The following is a 17,631-nucleotide window of genomic DNA, read 5'->3' on the forward strand; positions in this document are numbered from 1 at the left end:
GCCAAAGAACATACTAAGTCATTAGTATGATAATGTCGCGGCCGACGGAGGTATCCATGCACTTTGCGTTCGTTGAGCTATCCGCCGAGGAACTCAGGCTGCAGCAGGCGGTCCGCGAGTTCCTCATGGCCGAATTGCCACGCGGTCAGTTCGAGCCTGGGCTGGGCATGGGCGCGCCGCGAGACCGCGAATTCTCCCGCAAGCTTGCGCGTCACGGCTGGCTGGGAATGGGGTTGCCGAGCGCCTACGGCGGCGCTGATCGGACCGCGGTCGAGCGCTTTATCGTCACCGAAGAACTGCTGCGCTGGGGTGCGCCCGTCGGCCACCATTGGATCGCCGACCGTCAAAGCGGCGCTGTCATTGCGCGCTACGGCACCGAGTCGCAGAAGCTCGAATTTCTGCCGAAGATCTGTTCGGGGGAGATCGCGTTCTGCGTCGGGATGAGTGAGCCCGACTCCGGTAGTGACCTCGCAGCGATCAGCACGCGTGCAACCCGCGTCGACGGCGGTTGGGAGGTAAACGGCACGAAGGTGTGGACCAGTGGCGCCGACGAGTCGGACTGGATGATCGCGCTGGTGCGCACCAGCAACGAGGACGACAAACATCGCGGTCTGAGCCAGCTGATCATCGACCTGCGCTCCGCGGGCGTGCGAATTAGCCCCATTTCCACAATGACCGGCGCGGTCGACTTCTGCGAAGTCAGCCTGACGGCCGTCTTTGTTCCGGACAGCCGCGTCCTCGGCAGCCCGGGAGCGGGGTGGGAACAGGTCACATCCGAACTCGTCTACGAACGCGGCGGGCCGGAACGCTGGCTTTCGACGTACATCGTCGTCGAAGGGTTCGTACGCACATGCCCGCCCAGCACGCTAGGGGCACATGCCAAACGGGTTCTGGGCGGTATCAGCGCGAAACTCTGGGGCCTGCGCAACATGTCGCTCTCGACCGCGCGCGCCCTCGACGAGGGCCGGCTGCCAGCCGCGGAGGCGTCGTTGGTCAAGGAGATGGCGACCCGATACGAGCAGGACATGCTCGAGCTGATTCGAGGGCTGGTAGATATCGAGCCGACTACCCGGGCCGCGGCCCGTTTCGATCGCCTGCTTGCCCACGCGGTATTGAACGCCCCGATCTTCACCATTCGCGGCGGCACCGTAGAAATCCTGCGGAAGGTGGTTGCGAAGGATCTCGCCCATGCCTGATCCGCTGGTCACCGATATCGTCGACCAGGCGCTCGAGGCTGCGTGCTCAGTCGGACGGCGCGCGGATGCCGAAACCAGCGGTTGGTCGGACACGATCTGGGACGTCGCGGCCGAGATCGGAATGCCCTGGATCTCAGTCCCGGAGCGGTACGGCGGCGTGGGCGGGTCACTCGGTGACGCGATCGCCGTCCTGGAGATCGTCGGTCGCCACGCCGCACCGTTGCCCATCGCAGAAAGCGGCGTACTGGCCGGGTGGTTGCTGTCCTCCTGCGACCTGGCGATGGAGCCCGGAGTCACCACGGCCATTCCGCCACGCCGCGGCAACGTACTCGTCGTCGATGCCCGGTCTCGCCTCAGCGGGCGCGTCGAGCGTGTCCCCTGGGCCCGCTTCGCTGATCACGTCGTCGGCCTTGCGATCGGCAACGACGGAAATACGGTTGTCGTCAGATTCCCGGCCGCCGAAGCGGACATACTTCCGGGAGAGAACGTCGCCGGCGAACCGCGCGACACCCTAGTTCTCGACAGGGTTCGAGCCCACGCTCTAGCTGTTGCACCCGCCGGCGTCAGCCATGCTGAATTACGGGCCCGGGGTGCACTCACCCGCGTCGCACTCATTAGCGGCGCGCTCGCCCGAGTCAGCACACTGACGAATTCCTTTACACATAACCGGTTTCAGTTCGGGCGGCCACTGCAATCGTTTCAAGCTGTCCAGGCTCATATCGTCTGCGGTGCACAGCAAGCGGCACTCGTCGCGTTGGCAACCCAGGGCGCAACTTCTGCGATACAGCGAGGCGCCCGTTGGTTCGAACTTCCCGCAGCCAAGATCCTCGCCAACGATGCGGCGACCACGGCGGCGGCCGCCGCACACCAAGTACACGGCGCCATCGGGATAACCCTGGAATATCCGCTACAGCTACACACGCGGCGGCTGTGGTCGTGGAGAGAGGAGTACGGCAACTCAGCATTCTGGGCAGAGGTGCTCGGCTGCCTCGTTGCGGACCACGGAGCCGACGAGCTGTATCCGATCATCGCAGGCGGCTCGTCCGCGCTCTCGATGCACAGCCGGCTGATGGCCCGGAAGAGTTAGGCATCGGCGGAGCGCATGACCGAATTCGCAGGCGATCGGATCGACGTTGTAGTCCACCGCCGCATTGCCGAGGCCGACGGCGTCGTCGGCCTTGAGTTACGCCATGCGGGTGGTGCACCGCTGCCGCCGTGGACGCCCGGCGCACACGTCGATCTCATTCTGCCTTCCGGCCTGGTCCGCCAATACTCACTGTGTGGTGATGTCACCGATCGCGGTCATTACCGGATCGCGGTCCTTCGGGATGCTCGATCGCGTGGTGGGTCGATCGAGATTCACGACACGATCACGACGCAGCAGGAGCTTCAGATACGCGGCCCACGCAATCACTTTGCATTGTCGCCGGCCGCTCAGTATCTATTCATTGCCGGCGGCATCGGCATCACCCCAATACTGCCGATGATCCGACACGTGGAGAGTGAAGGCATTCCTTGGACGCTCGCCTACGGTGGCCGATCGCTGTCGTCGATGGCATTTGTCGACGAGGTGCGCTCAACCCGCGGTGGAAGTGTGCACATCGTCGCCCAGGATCGGTGCGGCTTGCTCGACCTGGATCGCTTGTTCGCTGACGCCAGCCCAGCGGCTGAGGTCTACTGCTGCGGACCAGAAGCGTTGTTGCAGGCAGTGCTGGATCGGAGCGTCGCCGACGTTCCGGCACGGCCAGTTCACCTGGAGCGGTTCGGGGCCGCGCCCGATGCCAACCTGACCGACAATGCCAACCACGCGGCCAACCACGAATTCATCGTCGAATTGAAGCGATCAGGGCGCTGGCTGACGGTTCCGCCGAACCGCACGCTGCTCGACGTTGTCCGGGAGACCAACCCGGATGTCAGCTTTTCGTGCGAGGAGGGCTACTGCGGCAGCTGTGAAACTGGCGTCATCGAAGGCATTCCGGATCACAGGGATACGTTGCTGAGCAAGGAGGAGCGGGAGGCAGGCCGGTCGATGATGATCTGTGTCAGCCGATCGAAGACTCGCCGACTGGTCCTCGACCTGTAGTGATCAAGATCCGGCGGACGTGGTCCGTTTATCGGTGGCCGGCGTCGTTACGGTCGGACGCGCCGTCGAATGTGATCTTGATAACTGGCTGCTGTCGCATTCAGGACATTATTGTCATCGGCGTCGACGGCGATTTCCAAAGCCCTTCGGAAATCACCGCTCACCCCTAACATTCCGTCCGTGGAACCCCAGAACCCGCAGGCGCCAGGGCGCCAAGGAAGTACGCGCCACGGCGCCAAGTCCCCGTCCGGGGGCCGGCGCGTCGCAACGATCATCGCCGTCGTTGTGCTCTTTGTATTGGCCTACGGTGTCACGCTCTTCGCGTATTGGGAGCTGTCCGGTTCCGCTACGGAGTTGGGCCCGGCAGACGAGGGCGACGGATCCGAGACAGTCGTCCTCGTGACGGTGAAGGCGTTGCGCACCGTCGACTACCAGGCTGACGTCAAGGTGCTCGTCATCCCGCAGAATGACCTCATCGACGAACGTCTGGAGGTCCTCAACACCGACATCTCGGTGCGGCTGTATCCGTGGAACACGCTCGGCGACTTGAACTTTCCCGCGGGTGAAGCCCCCGCCGAAAAGACCACCACCCTCGACCTCGACGGTGACGTGAACAACTGGCCGTTCGACCGCTATACGACCGCGCCGAGCAGCGCGACGTTGCTCGTCGGATCCGGCGAAGACCGTCAGTACCTGCCCGCCCGCGTCGAACTCGAAGGGGCGCTGCAGGGCTGGGATCTCTACGCCGACGAGGTAGCCCCAGGGCCGAATGACTCCGGTGCGGAGAACGCGACCAAGTTGACACTGAAACGGTCACTCGGCCCGCTCGCCTTCGATCTCGGCATCTGCGTCGTGCTGATCACGCTGCCCACGTTGGCGATCATCACAGCGCTGCAGGTGATCACGAGGCGTAAGGCATTCCAGATGCCGTTCCTGACGTGGTACGCCGCAATGCTTTTCGCGGTTGTCCCGCTGCGGAACATCCTGCCTGGAGCGCCACCACCGGGCGCATGGATCGACGTCGCCCTCGTGTTGTGGGTTCTCGTCGCCTTGGTCACCGCGATGGTGATGGCGGTCGTCTCCTGGCAGAAACAGGTCGACTAGCTCTGGGAGCCGGCTCGGTCCCTACAGCCAGAGATTGCTGAGTTCCTCGGCGATGGCCTCCGGGTCCTGATTCCCGGTGTTGCAACTGACGGCGATCGACGTGCGTCGGTCTGGGCTGACGTGGAATGCCGTGACCGAACCTGACCATGAGCCGTCGTGGTAGAGCTCGCCGTTGGGTAGTACGAAGAGTCCCGCGCCGTAGCGCTCGTCGCCGTCGGGATCGGTTTTCACCGCTCCGGCGGTTTGCGCCTCGAGGAGCTCCGGGCCGCCCACCTTGCCCGTGCGGTAGTTGTCCGCCCAGCGGACCAGTTGACTGGGCGTGGTTTGGACCGCCCCGTCGCCGACCTGCTCCCAGGCGGTGACCGCCAGGGTGTAGTCGCCCGTGCTGTCGTCGTACTCGTAGGGCTGGGCACTGTCTGGCAGGACACGGGGATCCATCGTCATCGCCAGATCGAGCGGCTTGAAGACATGCGCGCTCAGGAACGCGGGCAACGGTTGGCCAGAGGCCTGTTGCACGATGTCGGCGAGCAGCAGGTAGTTGGAGTTCGAGTAGTCGAACTGGGAGCCGGGTTCGAATTGCAGCTCAGGTACTTTGGCCAACGCCTCGACAGCCTGCTCCTGCGTGGTCCGGTCGGTGTAGTCGTATCCGGCGTCCTCGAGCAGTCCGATGTAATCGGGGATTCCGCTCGTCTGGTGCATCAGCTGTTCGACGGTCACGGTTTCGGCCCATTCGGGGAGCCCGGGCACATGACTGGCCAGCGTGTCGTCGAGCGACAGCTTGCCGTCATCCGCCAGCAGGAGGGCCGCGGTTGCGGTGAATTGCTTTGACACCGAGGCGATGTCGAAGACGCTGTCCGTCGTGAGTTCAGCACCTGTTTCGAGGTCGGCGAGACCTCGGGCCCCGGACCAGACCACGTCGCCCTCTATTCCGACCGCCGCGGAGCACCCGGGTTCATCCTCTTTGACGGCACCGTCCAGCACGCTCTGACTGTTCGCGGCCAGATCGGGATCCGACGCACCCGTCACCGAGACGGTGGACGTGGCGGGCGTGCCCGCTTGCGTTGTCGGAGAGGCTTCTTCGGCGGCGTCGCTCTGGTCGCCACAGGCGGCGAGTAGCAGTGCGACCGCGACGAGACCAACCGCCAGTCTGTGTTTGCCGTCGATCATGGCTACCTCCTGGCGCCGAGGATATAGCGCTGACCCGTGAATCGACTGACTACTGAGTAGAACCTGAGATTCCGCTGATTCAACGGGAGCGGTTCGGATCGAGGACCGCGCAGAGTGCGGTCAGCGACTCCCGCCGCGGCCAGTGGTAGACACTCATGCCGCCGACTCGGAGACCTTCGGTACGAGTCCCGCACTACTCGGCGCCGACCCGTCCGACGGATGCTTATGCGGCGCCTGCGACGACGACGGTACGACAGAAGAGCACCACGCCGAATCGACGACGGCCCGCTGCTGACGTCGGGTCGTCGTCGGCCCTTGTCTCGCCGCCCGGCAACCGGCACCCGACGGGAGTGGCCCTGCCGAACCCGTCATCAGGCCTGGTCAGGGTGCTAATAGCGTGCAGTATCAATGAAGACCTGACTGAGGCGAACGATGTTCGCACACCGGCATCCACAAAGCGTCCACTCACCGTCAACACCGCCCGGGATACGTTCTTTTTCAAATTTCGTCATTTTGGATACATCTTGGCCGCACGGTGATGTGATGGGGATCACTACCCGGATGAATTCATTTGAGCAGGCTATCCGCGGGAGGGGGAACGGTGGACCCGAAACTCAGCCCCGCTTTCATCGGGGGCCTGTTCGTAGCGGTGGCGGTAATGATGGCTGTCGCGATTTTTGTGGAGCAGATGCGACGCCGGCGAGATCGCGCGGACGGTGTGTTAATGAGCTGGGACGATCTGCGTCTGACCGCTAGCCACCTCATCGTCGGGGCTGATAGTGACGCCCTGCGGTTGCCGCTCGCCGAGCTCAAGGCTGAGGTCGTCGTCAGCGCTCCCCCGCGCCAAGCCGAAAGCGGTGGCGAGGTTCGGATGACCATCCGCAACACCGGCCACGAGATTCGCCGACAGCAGCCCCATTCGTACGGCACGAGCCAGAGCGCGCAGGCGTTCGTGATCAAGTTCAACTCACTCAGCGCTCAGCTCCGCGAGGCTCAGGAAGCTGCGGGCACCGCGTCCGACGCGCGTCGTCGCGCAGATCGCCACGCTGCCTGACCGCGACCCTGGCTAGAGCTTCTTGAGCTCTGCCACCAGCGATACCAATTGCCCTGTATTGGCGTTGACTTCGTCGGCGCCGCCGACAGTTCCGGTCAGCGCGCGCAGTTGTTCGGGATCGAGTTCGTGATGAATCACGTCGACCAGGCCGCGGCAGCATCCCCGGCCGAATGCGTCAGCCCATACTTCGCCCAGATGTCTGCCGACACCGTCAGCGCCACGAGTTTTCCGAGCGGATCGCGGTCCATCAGATCCGCTGCATGAGAACGAGATTCGCCGATGAGGGTCGCGATGTGTAAGGCGCATTCCGGTATCGGCCTGCCCGCCCTTTGCGCGTGCTCAGCGACGATGTGACGCTTTCCCCATAGTCCGACGGGCTCATCGGCCACGCCGGGACCCAGCCATCGCCGTAAGTGCCTGCTAGGCGCAGCATCCGCGGTTCTTGGCCGTCTACCCACACTGTCGGCGGTCCGAGGTCGTCGCGCGGGACGGCGCGCCGATACCGCAGTAGCCCCCGCACCACACCCTCCCGGCCCTTGACCCGGCCGCCAACTAAGTGCGACACTGATGTCGCATTTAGTTGGCCTTCAAGCCCGGCGAGGAGTCCCGAGTGTCAGCGTTACTGTCAGACACCAGTTCGCGTACGGGGAGGCTTCGCAGGCTGACGTATTTCTGGCCTGTCCTCGGCGCGGCGTCACTGCTCCTAGCGTGTTACTCGTTGGGGCGGTGGCTGGCCGGCGGGGTGTCCTCGGTGTCACCCGGCGACGATCCGATGCCCACTGCGCAGTTGGTGCTCATGCACGCGCTCGAGTGGATTCAATTCGCCGCCTTTCTGGCGATCGTCGGCTGGGTCGTGGTCAGACCGCTGATCCAACGACGCCCGCTCGGATTCGACGGGCTGTTCGTGATCGCCGCGTTCCTGCTCAACTACTGGGACGTGATGGACAACTACTGGACCTTCTCATTCCAGTACAACGCGCATCACCTGAACGTCGGATCGTGGGGCGGTTATATACCGGGATGGCAGAGTCCGCAGCCCGAATTATGGGTTGTTCCCATCGGATTCGTCTTCGGTGCATACACGTGGGCGTTCTTCCTGGCCGTCACGTCGGGATGCGCGTTGTTGACCTACGTGCAAAATCGGCATCCCAGCTGGGGGCCGGTGCGCGCGTTCGGGTTGGTGTTTGTTTCGAACATGTTCATTGAGGCGATCGCGGAGAATGTCTACCTTCGTATCGGCGCCATCGCAAACATCAGACCGTATGAGGCACTGACACTTTGGGATGGAACCCAGTTCGCTTGGCCCGTCTACAACCCGATTCTGTTCTCTCTCGTGTGGACCACGCTCACCGCATTCCGTTGGTACCGGGATCAAGACGGGCTGACTTTCGTGGAGCGTGGCCTACCCGCGGGACGCACAGGACAATACCCCTCGACGATCCTTCGGTTCTTCGCGATATTCGCGTTCCTCCAAGTCACGTACCTTCTGCTCTATTTCCTACCGTGGAATGTGTTCGCCGCCATGCGCACAGCTCCACCGAACGTCTTCCCGTCCTACTTCCCGGTGCCGTAACCGGGAGATAAGCGGACTAGATCTCCGCCGGCTGCGGTAGTCGCTCGATTCGCACGGGTACCGAGTTCATTGCCGCGTTGCCGGACAGGATGTCGTGCAGCTCTGGATCATTGATGTCGTTCACGCTGGCACCCGCCTTCGAGGCAGCAATTCGCCATCCGACCCCAGCCCGGTCGTGCCCGAATCCATGGGGAATAGAGACAACGCCGGGACGCATCGCATCGGTGACCTCTAGCGGAAGTTCTATTGATCCGATCGCGGAGCTGACGCGCACCATCTCACCGTCATTGAGTCCACGCTGCGCGGCATCGTCGGGGTGCAGCATCGCGGTGCAGCGATCGGCGCCCTTCATCAGCCGCGCCGAATTGTGCATCCAGGAGTTGTTGCTTCGAAGTTGACGCCGCCCGATCAGCGTGAGGTCGAAGCCCTCTCGACGGCTTGCCGCGTCCTCTTCGGCTCGCCTGGCCAGGTTGGCGGCTTCTTCGACAAGCCGCGGGGCGCCCAGTTTGATGCGGCGGTCTGGTGTGCCCAGGTCGTCTGGAAGACAAGACTCCAGCGCACCGAGGTCGATGCCATGCGGCGCTGCTTTGATGCGGCCAAGCGTCAATCCGCGTCGGGGTCCCGCGCGCAGGACACCGCGAGGGCTGGTGAGGATGGCCAAGCCGACCAGTTGCTTCGGCGACATGCGTCCCATTGTGTTGGCGATCAGCCGCCCTCGCAGCCCATGGCTCAGGCGCCGCGTCAAGTTGTTGAGTATTTCCCAGTCTTCAAGTCCGTCTGGGTCTTTCGGAACGGCGGCGCGGCTGTAACGAACATGATTGCGTACCGACATGGCCGCGAATATCAGATCCATATCGTCGCGCTGCAGTGCCGACACCGGCGGCAGGATGACGTTCGCGTGACGCGACGTCTCGTTGACGTACATGTCGATCGCAACGAAGAAGTCGAGTCGGTCCAGCGCGGCATCGAGCCGTCGCCCGCCGGGCGCCGACAGCACGGGGTTGCCGGCGTGGACGAGCAAGGCCCGCACCCGTCCGGCGTTGATCTGATCGGGAAGCGTCGCAACCGGGAATTCACCGTTCACGATTGGTCGGTCCGTAACGTGGTCGCGCCGTGACGGGTCGATGCCGATGACACCCTTACGCGTACCCAGACGACCTGCCGCCACTAGATCCACCGGTGGTTTGGCGAACATCGAGCCGCCGGGAGAATCGAGTCGTCCGGTGATGACGTTCAGGGCCAGGATGAGCCAGTGTGTGACACTGCCAGTGCGCGTCTGGCAGACCCCGACGCGGCCGTACGCGACGGGTGCAGAGGCAGCGGCGAATTCACGAGCGATCCGCTCAATGGTCGTGGAATCGACACCGGCGTACTCACCGGCGCGTGCAGGCGGCCAGTCGTCGGCAATTCTGCGTACCTCGTCGATGCCATCGGTGAAAGCCGCGAGGCGCCCTGGAGACGTCAGGCCTTCTTTGAACAACAAATGGATGATCCCGAGCAAGAGGAATGGATCTCCGCCCGGTCGCACGGCGACGTGCTCCGTTGCCGACTCGGCAGTTTCGGTGCGCCGCGGGTCCACCACTACTACGCGGCCGCCCCGCTTCATCACGTCGCGCAGACGCCAGCGCACCCCGGGCGCTGTCATCGCCGAACCGTTGGATGCTGCCGGATTCGCACCGAGCATCAGCATGTAGTCGGTTCGATCGATATCGGGCACGGCGAAAACTGCGGCGTTGCCCAACACTTCGCCGTTGACGACCTGTTGTGGACTTTGGTCCAGCGTCGAAGCAGAACAGTTGCTGCTGGTGCCCAACGCTATGCGCAACGCGAAGAACGCGTAGAAGCCCCAATTGTGTGCGCCGGGATTACCGAGATATGTCCCGACGGCGTCAGGTCCGTAGCGTTGCTGCACCGTGCGGATGCCGGACTCTACAAGCGCGAACGCCTCATCCCAACTGATCCGTTCCCAACGGTCACCAACCCGGCGTACCGGGTGACGCAGTCGATCGGGATCTTCGTAGAGATCGGCCAGCGCCGGCGCCTTCGGACACACATAGCCGCGAGAGAACTCGTCCTCCTTGTCGCCGGCGATACGCAGCACCCTGCTGCCCTCGACTTCGACCGTGATTCCGCAGTGCGCCTCGCACAGATTGCACGTCCTTAAGACCGTGAGCGACATAGCGATCATGATAACAATTTTCTACGCAATTGATCGGCGAAATTCGTGATTTGCTTTAGTATGCGTATCAGGATGGTGGGTGTGGCGATGCGAAGTGGCGAGGGCCGAGAAGCAATGGTGAGGCTTTCCGTGCATCGGCACGGCGGCTTGCCGCAGTCGATCTTGATCCCGCCGCGGCATTCTTCTGTCGCCTAGTCTCAGAGTGTGCAAAGGGAAGCACGCGAGGTTCCACGTCGCGCAGATCACCGCGCGACAAGAGTGCGCATCGTCGCCGCTGCTGCCCGCACTTTCAACCGCGACCGAGATGCTGCGATGGACCGCGTCGCCGAAGTTGCCGGTGTCCACCGCGCGACCTTGTACCGACACTTCCCAACACGAAGCGAACTGCTTGAGGCGGTGCTCGACGACGCCTTGATCGAAGGGCGTCGTATCGTCGAGATGGCCTCCGCGTTAGTGCCCAACGAGGATGCGGTTCACGATTTCGCCTCGCATGCAGTGCAGTTCGGCGACAAGTATGCGTTTCTGATCGGCACGCCTACGCTCGCCGCGGCCGGGCCCGACCCGATTGGACTGTCGCGATTGATGGAAAGCTGGCAGTACGCGGGATTACTTCGTGACGATGTGAACCCGGTTTGGTTGGCTCGCAATTTCATCGTGCTGACTCAAACGACGATTGCCGTCCCCGAAGTCGCCGACGGTCAACGGCGCGAGGATCTGCTCACACGGTTCTTCCTCCATGGAGCGGCCCGCTGACGATTGGCCCGGGGGTGTCCACGGCAGACCGAGTCGACGCGACTGCCCGTCCTGCCCCACAACGCAATCAGGCCCGCCGAAAAACGGGCCTGACCATGGTGGCAGGTGCAGGATTCGAACCTGCGTAGGCGTTAGCCGACGGATTTACAGTCCGCTCCCATTGGCCGCTCGGGCAACCTGCCTGGGTGCTGTCCTGGCCGATACAACCCGGTACCGGTTTGGTGCGACTAGCAGGGTACAACGAGGATGGTGCTAAGACGAAAACGCACCTGACATATCGAGGAGGACCGAGTCCAATGGCGGATTCATCGTTCGACATCGTCAGCAAGGTCGACCGCCAGGAGGTCGACAATGCGCTGAACCAGGCGGCCAAGGAGCTCTCCACCCGCTACGACTTCCGCGGGACCGACACCTCCATCGCCTGGCAGGGCGAGGAGACCGTCGTCATCACGTCCTCGACCGAGGAGCGGGTCAAGGCCGCGATCGACGTCTTCAAGGAGAAACTGATCCGCCGCGACATCTCCATGAAGGCCTTCGACGCCGGCGAACCGCAGGCCTCGGGCAAAACCTACAAGGTCAGCGGCCAGATCAAGCAGGGCATCAGCACCGAGCACGCCAAGAAGATCACCAAGATCATCCGCGACGAGGGCCCCAAGGGCGTCAAGACCCAGATCCAGGGCGACGAGATCCGGGTCTCCTCGAAGAAACGTGACGATCTCCAGGCCGTCATCGCCCTGCTCAAGGGTGCCGACCTCGAGGTGGCGCTGCAGTTCGTCAACTACCGCTGAGCGGGCGTTCCCGAATCGGCCCTCGTTTCCACCCTCCGGTCCTACCCTGATCGGCATGGCACCTTCGCAACGCGAACCGAAAGTCGTCGTCCTCGGTGGAGGCTCCTGGGGCACCACCGTGGCGTCCATTTGCGCCCGGCGCGGCCCGACGCTGCAATGGGTGCGCTCGGAGGAGACCGCCAACGACATCAACGAGCGGCATCGCAACAGCAAGTACCTCGGCAACGACGTTGAGCTGGCGCTGACGCTGCAGGCCACCACGGACTTCTCCGAGGCCGCCGAGTGCGCCGACGTCATCGTGATGGGCGTGCCGTCGCACGGCTTCCGGGCGGTGCTGACCGAGCTGGCCAAGGAACTACGCCCATGGGTGCCCGTCGTCTCGTTGGTGAAGGGCCTCGAGCAGGGCACCAACTACCGCATGAGCCAGATCGTCAACGAGGTGCTGCCGGGCCACCCGGCGGGCATCCTGGCCGGGCCGAACATCGCGCGCGAGGTGGCCGAGGGCTATGCCGCCGCAGCGGTGCTCGCCATGCCCGACCAGAGCCTCGCGGCGAACCTCGGAAACCTGTTCCGCACCAGAAGGTTTAGGACCTACACCACCGACGACGTGGTCGGCGTGGAGATGGCCGGCGCGCTCAAGAACGTGTACGCGATCGCCGTCGGCATGGGCTATTCCCTTGGCATCGGCGAGAATACGCGCGCGATGGTGATCGCCCGAGCCCTGCGGGAAATGTCGAAACTCGGCGAGGCGATGGGCGGCCACCGCGACACCTTCGCCGGTCTCGCCGGCATGGGCGATCTCATCGTCACGTGCACCAGCCAGCGCAGCCGCAACCGCCATGTCGGCGAGCAGCTCGGCTCCGGTAAGTCGATCGAGGAGATCATCTCGTCGATGAATCAGGTCGCCGAGGGCGTCAAGGCCGCGAGCGTCATCATGGAATTCGCTGACAAGTACGGTATCTCGATGCCGATCGCCAGGGAGGTCGATGGCGTCGTCAACCACGGCTCATCCGTCGAGCAGGCCTACCGCGGCCTCATGCGCGAGGAGCCCGGGCACGAGGTGCACGGCGCAGGGTTCTGAGTCCGACGCTCAGTTGAAGAACGGGTTGGTGCCCTCAGGCCGATCCAGGAGCGGGTTCACGCCCCCATTGATGATGTAGCTGCCCGCGGGGGTGAGGACGAACCCAGACTGGTTGCGGCTGTCCGAACAGGTCGTCACCGACCCATCGCTGCCGCAGCTCACCGTCTGAAAGCTGAGCCGCTCGCCGGCGGGCAGCGGCTTGGCGTTGACACCGGCGAACACATCACCGGCCGACCTGGCGAACGATGGGATGCCGGGACCGCCGCTGACGAGCGTCGCACCCTCCGGCGCACCCGGAATGGCGCCACTGCAGCCGTAGCCGCCGTTGCGCTGCAGCACGCAGGTCAACCCGTCAGCCGTCTTGAAGGCGTACCACTGGCTGTCCACCACCTGGTAGTCCGACAGCTTCGCCGGCGCGTACGCGTTCACGTTCGGTGGCGGCGGCGGAGCCGGCGTCGACGGCTGGGCCATCGCGGTGCCCGGCAGGCCGATCAGGGCCACGCCCGCGGCCCCCACGACGCCCATCAACGTTCTGTTCAGCACGGTCCACACCCTAAAGGGTGCGGTTGTGAGTCGCAGCATGGCCTTTTCATCGGCCGCCGGGCAGGCTGCGTTACTCAGTAATACCGGTCCGGGCCGCGGCCGGCCATCGCCTCCAGCCGCGCGATGCGGTCCTCCATCGGCGGGTGCGTCGAGAAGAGCTTGCCGATCCGCTCCCCTGCCCGGAACGGGTTGGCGATCATCAGGTGCGCTTGATCGGCCAGCTGCGGCTCCGGCGGCAGCGGTGCCTGCTGCACACCCGCGCTGATCTTGCGCAGCGCACTCGCCAACGCCAGCGGATCGCCCGTCAACTCCGCGCCCGACTGGTCGGCCTGGTACTCACGCGACCGCGAAACGGCCAGCTTGATCACCGTCGCCGCGATCGGGCCGAGCAGCGCAACCAGAAGCATCGCAAAGGGATTCGACCCGCCTTCGCGGCTGCCGCCGAACATCCCCGCGAACTGCGCGACCATCGCCAACGCGGTCACCACCGACGCCATCGCACCGGCCACACACGAGATGAGGATGTCGCGGTTGTACACGTGGCTGAGCTCGTGGCCGAGGACCGCCCGCAGCTCCCGCTCGTTGAGGATGCCCAGGATGCCCGTCGTGCAGCACACCGCCGCGTTGCGCGGGTTACGCCCCGTCGCGAACGCGTTGGGGGCCGCGGTGTCGCTGATGTAGAGGCGCGGCATCGGTTGGCGCGCCGTGGTGGCCAGTTCGCGCACGATCTTGTACATCACCGGCGCCTGCATCTCGGTCACCGGCTGCGCGTGCATCGCCCGAAGCGCCAGCTTGTCGCTGTTGAAGTACACGTAGACGTTCATGCCGACGGCGAACAGCACGGCCAGGTACATGATGTTCCGGCCGAACAGCGCCCCGATGAACACGATCAGCGCCGAAAAGCCCGCGAGCAGCAAGAACGTCTTGGCGGTGTTGGCGTGGGGATGCCAGGTCATCGCGGCTGTCTCCTTCCGGGCCTTCTACTCACACCGAGACGTATCACAGCAGACTTAACGCATAGACAGGCTCGACGAGTTCCGCAGCCTGTCAGCCGTGGCGATTGATGGTGTAGTCCGCCAGCGTCGCCAGCGCCTGCCGGCCGGGACCCTCGGGCAGATTGGCCAGCTCCTCGCGCGCCCGCGCGGCGTACTCAGCGACCGTCTGCTTGGCCCGGACCATGCCCTGCGAGGCGCGTAACAGCGTCAGCGCCTCCGCCAGGTCGTCGTCGTTTTCGATCGGCCCGGCGAGCAGCTCACGCAGCCGGTCGGCGTCCGGACCGCTATCCCGTAGCGCGTAGAGCACCGGCAACGTGTGCACGCCCTCGCGCAGGTCGGTGCCGGGCAGCTTGCCGGATTCGTCTGGGTCGCTGTCGATGTCGATGATGTCGTCGGAGATCTGGAACGCCGTTCCGACGATGCCGCCGAGGCGGCTCAGCCGCTCGATCTGCTCCTCGTCGGCGCCCGAGAACGTCGCCCCGAACCGGCCGGAGGCCGCGATCAGGCAGGCGGTCTTCTCGTACACCACCTTGAGGTAATGCTCCACGGAGTCGACGTGGTCGGCCGCGCCGCGGGTTTCGCGCATCTGGCCCGTGACCAGCTGGGCGAAGGTATCGGCGATGATGCGCACCGCCTCGGGCCCCAGCCGCGAAACCAGCCGCGACGCCGTCGCGAACAGGTAGTCACCGGCCAGGATCGCGATGTTGTTGCTCCACCGCGCGTTGGCGCTGGGCGCACCGCGACGCATCTGCGCCTCGTCCATCACATCGTCGTGATACAGCGTCGCCAGGTGCACCAGCTCGATGACCGCCCCCGCGACGTCGACCTGCCACGCATCGGGTTCTGGCCCCAGCCGGGCCGCCAACACGGTGAACAGGGGCCGGAAACGTTTCCCGCCGGCCTGGAACAGGTGCTGGACGGCCTCGGACATCAGTTCGTCGGCTTTGCCCAGCTCAGTGGCCATGAGATCTTCGATACGGGCGACGGCCTCGCGAACGTCCTGCGCAAACACGGGGTCTCCGAAGTCGACCCCTGCTACCACACTCGCGGGCGTTCTCACCCTGCCAACATACTGGGAACCATGGATATGCGAGCCGACGTGGTCGTGGTCGGGGCTGGACCCGCCGGTTCGGCCGCCGCGGCGTGGGCCTGCCGCGCCGGGCGCGACGTGCTCGTGATCGACTCCGCACAATTCCCCCGCGACAAGGCGTGCGGCGACGGGCTGACCCCGCGGGCGGTCCAGGAGATGGAGCGCCTCGGGCTCGGTGAGTGGCTGGATGGCCGCGTGCGGCACCGCGGACTGCGCATGTCGGGGTTCGGCGCCGACGTGGAAATCGAGTGGCCGGGACCGTCGTTTCCGACGACGTCCAGCGCGGTGCCGCGCACCGAACTGGACGACCGTATCCGCATGGTCGCCGTCGACGAGGGTGCCAAGATGCTACTCGGCACGAAAGCCGTTGACGTACATCATGATTCGTCTGGGCGCGTGTCGTCGCTGGTTCTCGACTCAGGTGCGGAGATCGGGTGCGGTGAACTGATCGTGGCCGACGGTGCGCGCTCGACACTGGGCCGGGTGCTGGGCCGCGAGTGGCACAAGCAGACGGTCTACGGGGTGGCGATCCGCGGCTACATCGCCACGCCGCGGGCCAGCGAGCCGTGGATCACGTCGCACCTGGAGCTGCGCTCACCGGAGCGTGAGGTGCTGCCGGGCTACGGCTGGATCTTCCCGCTGGGCAACGGCGAGGTGAACATCGGCGTCGGTGCGCTGGCAACCTCGAAACGCCCGGCCGACGCCGCACTACGGCCGCTGATGTCGTATTACACCGACCTGCGCCGCGAGGAGTGGGGCTTCGACGGCCAGCCGCGCGCGGGCCTGTCGGCGCTGCTTCCGATGGGCGGCGCGGTCTCGGGGGTCTCCGGGCCGAACTGGATGCTGATCGGCGACGCCGCGGCCTGCGTCAATCCGCTCAACGGTGAGGGCATCGACTACGGGCTGGAGACGGGCAGGCTGGCGGCCGAGCTGCTGGGCACCGGAGACCTGACGGCGGCGTGGCCCGCGGTCCTGTCGGAGCACTACGCGCAGGGCTTCTCGGTGGCCCGCCGGCTGGGTCTGCTGCTGACGATTCCGCGGTTCCTGCCCGCGACGGGGCCGCTGGCGATGCGGTCGACGTTCCTGATGACGATCGCGGTGCGCGTGATGGGCAACTTCGTCACCGATGAGGATGCGGATTGGGTTGCGCGCGTGTGGCGGCGAGCCGGGGCGCTGTCGCGCCGGATCGACGAACGACCGCCGTTCCGCTAGCCGTCGTCCTCGCCGCGAAGCATCCGTTTCTGCAGTGCCAGCGCGATAGTCACATCCGCGGGTGTCTTGTTCTCCGCGCTTGAAGCGGTGAGCCCCAACGCAATCAGGATGTCGGCCGCGGTGATGAACAGACCCCACCAGTACGCCCAGCGGACCGTGGGGTCGGGCTGCGTCGCGAAGTAGATGATGAGGAAGAGCGGACCGACGATGCCGAAGACGAACGTCATCGCCTGAAACATCAGATACCGCTTGAACGTAGCCATCTCGCGTGCAGAATAGCGCGGGTGGCCCAGCGGATGGTCGATGTGTACCGCGCTCCGATGCGGTCCCGCAGTGACGACTTCGACTTGCGACCGACCATCGAGCGTGCGCTGACGAAGGGCCTCGTCGGCTTCGGCGACGCAGGAGCCGACGAACGACTGGACCGTCGGGTCGCCCGGTTCGGTGCCGTGGCCGACGGTTCTTTCGTATGGACCCGCGACGCCGACGGGCTGTACTGGCTGGGTCGCATCGAGGGCCCGCTCTTTTACGACGACGACGGCGCCGCGGTCGACCTCGTCCACGCGCGACCCTGCCGGTGGGTCACCAATCCGGTGCTCGAGCCTGACGTACCCGCCGCGGTGCTAGCCACCTTCGCGCGAGGCGGGCGCAATTTCCAACAGACGCACGACCCAAACGTGGGTGAGCAAACCGCGGCGATTTGGCGCAAGCGGCACGGAATTTAAGCGCTAAACGCGTCTTGAACACCTCGGAATTTGACAGCCAGACTAAATATAAGCCCTGCTAGAGGAGCTATTCTCGACGGCTCGGCAG

The 17,631-nt window shown here is 64.8% G+C and carries 19 protein-coding genes and 1 tRNA gene; 11 read left to right on the plus strand and 9 right to left on the minus strand.

Translation table 11 applies throughout. From position 1 onward, the window contains the following. Window positions 1-56: 56 nt before the first annotated feature. The 4 genes from G6N43_RS28065 (at window position 57) to G6N43_RS28080 (ending at window position 4,383) form a co-directional block, all read left to right on the plus strand. Window positions 57-1,196: an acyl-CoA dehydrogenase family protein gene (locus tag G6N43_RS28065; RefSeq protein ID WP_083150640.1), complete on the plus strand. Its 1,140-nt coding sequence runs from the start codon at window positions 57-59 to the stop codon at window positions 1,194-1,196. After that, window positions 1,189-2,283 (plus strand): acyl-CoA dehydrogenase family protein, encoded by a 1,095-nt coding sequence (locus G6N43_RS28070; protein ID WP_083150477.1) that lies wholly within the window; start codon window positions 1,189-1,191, stop codon window positions 2,281-2,283. Before G6N43_RS28065 ends, G6N43_RS28070 begins: the two co-directional genes overlap by 8 nt. Before the next feature lie 15 nt (window positions 2,284-2,298). Further along, the gene (locus tag G6N43_RS28075; RefSeq protein WP_083150478.1) at window positions 2,299-3,279 is read left to right on the plus strand and encodes a PDR/VanB family oxidoreductase; all 981 of its coding nucleotides are present in this window, start codon (window positions 2,299-2,301) and stop codon (window positions 3,277-3,279) included. 180 nt (window positions 3,280-3,459) lie between these two features. Further along, a complete protein-coding gene (locus tag G6N43_RS28080) occupies window positions 3,460-4,383 on the plus strand; it encodes a DUF4436 domain-containing protein (protein WP_083150479.1) in 924 nt (307 codons plus the stop codon). A gap of 21 nt (window positions 4,384-4,404) precedes the next feature. Here the strand turns inward: G6N43_RS28080 and G6N43_RS28085 are convergent, their stop codons facing one another. Next, complete coding sequence (locus tag G6N43_RS28085; protein ID WP_083150480.1) at window positions 4,405-5,550, minus strand: serine hydrolase domain-containing protein; 1,146 nt, start codon at window positions 5,548-5,550, stop codon at window positions 4,405-4,407. A gap of 724 nt (window positions 5,551-6,274) precedes the next feature. Here G6N43_RS28085 and G6N43_RS28095 point away from each other — a divergent pair. Further along, window positions 6,275-6,604: a hypothetical protein gene (locus tag G6N43_RS28095; protein WP_133056547.1), complete on the plus strand. Its 330-nt coding sequence runs from the start codon at window positions 6,275-6,277 to the stop codon at window positions 6,602-6,604. 12 nt (window positions 6,605-6,616) lie between these two features. On the opposite strand, the gene G6N43_RS30920 is transcribed toward G6N43_RS28095, so the two are convergent. Continuing rightward, window positions 6,617-6,742: a hypothetical protein gene (locus G6N43_RS30920; protein ID WP_263991979.1), complete on the minus strand. Its 126-nt coding sequence runs from the start codon at window positions 6,740-6,742 to the stop codon at window positions 6,617-6,619. Beyond that, window positions 6,739-6,993, minus strand: coding sequence for a hypothetical protein (locus G6N43_RS30795; RefSeq protein ID WP_234810063.1), 255 nt, complete (start codon window positions 6,991-6,993; stop codon window positions 6,739-6,741). Before G6N43_RS30795 ends, G6N43_RS30920 begins: the two co-directional genes overlap by 4 nt. A gap of 329 nt (window positions 6,994-7,322) precedes the next feature. Here G6N43_RS30795 and G6N43_RS28105 point away from each other — a divergent pair, with 329 nt between their 5' ends. Continuing rightward, the gene (locus G6N43_RS28105; RefSeq protein ID WP_133056548.1) at window positions 7,323-8,177 is read left to right on the plus strand and encodes a spirocyclase AveC family protein; all 855 of its coding nucleotides are present in this window, start codon (window positions 7,323-7,325) and stop codon (window positions 8,175-8,177) included. A 16-nt stretch (window positions 8,178-8,193) separates the two neighbouring features. On the opposite strand, the gene G6N43_RS28110 is transcribed toward G6N43_RS28105, so the two are convergent. Continuing rightward, window positions 8,194-10,356 (minus strand): molybdopterin oxidoreductase family protein, encoded by a 2,163-nt coding sequence (locus tag G6N43_RS28110; RefSeq protein ID WP_083150641.1) that lies wholly within the window; start codon window positions 10,354-10,356, stop codon window positions 8,194-8,196. 204 nt (window positions 10,357-10,560) lie between these two features. Between G6N43_RS28110 and G6N43_RS28115 the strand changes: the two genes are divergently transcribed. Then, window positions 10,561-11,109: a TetR/AcrR family transcriptional regulator gene (locus tag G6N43_RS28115; protein WP_083150483.1), complete on the plus strand. Its 549-nt coding sequence runs from the start codon at window positions 10,561-10,563 to the stop codon at window positions 11,107-11,109. Window positions 11,110-11,205: 96 nt separating this feature from the next. Here the strand turns inward: G6N43_RS28115 and G6N43_RS28120 are convergent. Beyond that, window positions 11,206-11,291, minus strand: a tRNA-Tyr gene (locus G6N43_RS28120). Between the two features lie 114 nt (window positions 11,292-11,405). Here G6N43_RS28120 and G6N43_RS28125 point away from each other — a divergent pair. After that, complete coding sequence (locus tag G6N43_RS28125; RefSeq protein WP_083150484.1) at window positions 11,406-11,897, plus strand: YajQ family cyclic di-GMP-binding protein; 492 nt, start codon at window positions 11,406-11,408, stop codon at window positions 11,895-11,897. A 55-nt stretch (window positions 11,898-11,952) separates the two neighbouring features. Next, complete coding sequence (locus tag G6N43_RS28130; RefSeq protein ID WP_083150485.1) at window positions 11,953-12,978, plus strand: NAD(P)H-dependent glycerol-3-phosphate dehydrogenase; 1,026 nt, start codon at window positions 11,953-11,955, stop codon at window positions 12,976-12,978. 9 nt (window positions 12,979-12,987) lie between these two features. Here the strand turns inward: G6N43_RS28130 and G6N43_RS28135 are convergent, their stop codons facing one another. The 3 genes from G6N43_RS28135 to grcC1 form a co-directional block, all read right to left on the minus strand. After that, entirely contained in the window at window positions 12,988-13,560 is a 573-nt protein-coding gene (locus G6N43_RS28135; protein ID WP_083150486.1) for a hypothetical protein, read from the minus strand. 35 nt (window positions 13,561-13,595) lie between these two features. Then, a complete protein-coding gene (htpX, locus tag G6N43_RS28140; protein WP_083150487.1) occupies window positions 13,596-14,477 on the minus strand; it encodes a zinc metalloprotease HtpX in 882 nt (293 codons plus the stop codon). Between the two features lie 91 nt (window positions 14,478-14,568). Continuing rightward, on the minus strand, window positions 14,569-15,576 hold the full coding sequence (gene grcC1, locus G6N43_RS28145) for a nonaprenyl/(2E,6E)-farnesyl/geranylgeranyl diphosphat synthase (RefSeq protein WP_179967938.1): 1,008 nt from the start codon (window positions 15,574-15,576) through the stop codon (window positions 14,569-14,571). A gap of 21 nt (window positions 15,577-15,597) precedes the next feature. Here grcC1 and menJ point away from each other — a divergent pair, with 21 nt between their 5' ends. Then, on the plus strand, window positions 15,598-16,818 hold the full coding sequence (gene menJ / locus G6N43_RS28150; protein WP_083150489.1) for a menaquinone reductase MenJ: 1,221 nt from the start codon (window positions 15,598-15,600) through the stop codon (window positions 16,816-16,818). Here menJ and G6N43_RS28155 read toward each other — a convergent pair. After that, a complete protein-coding gene (locus G6N43_RS28155) occupies window positions 16,815-17,081 on the minus strand; it encodes a hypothetical protein (RefSeq protein ID WP_083150490.1) in 267 nt (88 codons plus the stop codon). The two genes, menJ and G6N43_RS28155, sit on opposite strands and share 4 nt — an antisense overlap. 33 nt (window positions 17,082-17,114) lie before the next feature. Between G6N43_RS28155 and G6N43_RS28160 the strand changes: the two genes are divergently transcribed. Continuing rightward, window positions 17,115-17,543, plus strand: coding sequence for a GAF domain-containing protein (locus G6N43_RS28160; protein ID WP_083150642.1), 429 nt, complete (start codon window positions 17,115-17,117; stop codon window positions 17,541-17,543). Window positions 17,544-17,631: the final 88 nt, after the last annotated feature.

Origin of the sequence: Mycolicibacterium moriokaense (genome assembly GCF_010726085.1) — a bacterium.
GTDB lineage: Bacteria > Actinomycetota > Actinomycetes > Mycobacteriales > Mycobacteriaceae > Mycobacterium > Mycobacterium moriokaense.

Excerpts from the sequence above, each read along its gene's own strand:
- htpX (WP_083150487.1), bottom strand. The coding sequence starts at position 14,477 with ATGACCTGGCATCCCCACGCCAACACCGCCAAGACGTTCTTGCTGCTC.
- G6N43_RS28075 (WP_083150478.1), top strand. The coding sequence starts at position 2,299 with ATGACCGAATTCGCAGGCGATCGGATCGACGTTGTAGTCCACCGCCGC.
- G6N43_RS28065 (WP_083150640.1), top strand. The coding sequence starts at position 57 with ATGCACTTTGCGTTCGTTGAGCTATCCGCCGAGGAACTCAGGCTGCAG.
- G6N43_RS28135 (WP_083150486.1), bottom strand. The coding sequence starts at position 13,560 with ATGCTGCGACTCACAACCGCACCCTTTAGGGTGTGGACCGTGCTGAAC.
- menJ (WP_083150489.1), top strand. The coding sequence starts at position 15,598 with ATGGATATGCGAGCCGACGTGGTCGTGGTCGGGGCTGGACCCGCCGGT.
- G6N43_RS28070 (WP_083150477.1), top strand. The coding sequence starts at position 1,189 with ATGCCTGATCCGCTGGTCACCGATATCGTCGACCAGGCGCTCGAGGCT.
- G6N43_RS28095 (WP_133056547.1), top strand. The coding sequence starts at position 6,275 with ATGAGCTGGGACGATCTGCGTCTGACCGCTAGCCACCTCATCGTCGGG.
- G6N43_RS28125 (WP_083150484.1), top strand. The coding sequence starts at position 11,406 with ATGGCGGATTCATCGTTCGACATCGTCAGCAAGGTCGACCGCCAGGAG.
- G6N43_RS28110 (WP_083150641.1), bottom strand. The coding sequence starts at position 10,356 with ATGTCGCTCACGGTCTTAAGGACGTGCAATCTGTGCGAGGCGCACTGC.
- G6N43_RS28160 (WP_083150642.1), top strand. The coding sequence starts at position 17,115 with ATGGTCGATGTGTACCGCGCTCCGATGCGGTCCCGCAGTGACGACTTC.
- G6N43_RS28085 (WP_083150480.1), bottom strand. The coding sequence starts at position 5,550 with ATGATCGACGGCAAACACAGACTGGCGGTTGGTCTCGTCGCGGTCGCA.
- G6N43_RS28155 (WP_083150490.1), bottom strand. The coding sequence starts at position 17,081 with ATGGCTACGTTCAAGCGGTATCTGATGTTTCAGGCGATGACGTTCGTC.
- G6N43_RS28130 (WP_083150485.1), top strand. The coding sequence starts at position 11,953 with ATGGCACCTTCGCAACGCGAACCGAAAGTCGTCGTCCTCGGTGGAGGC.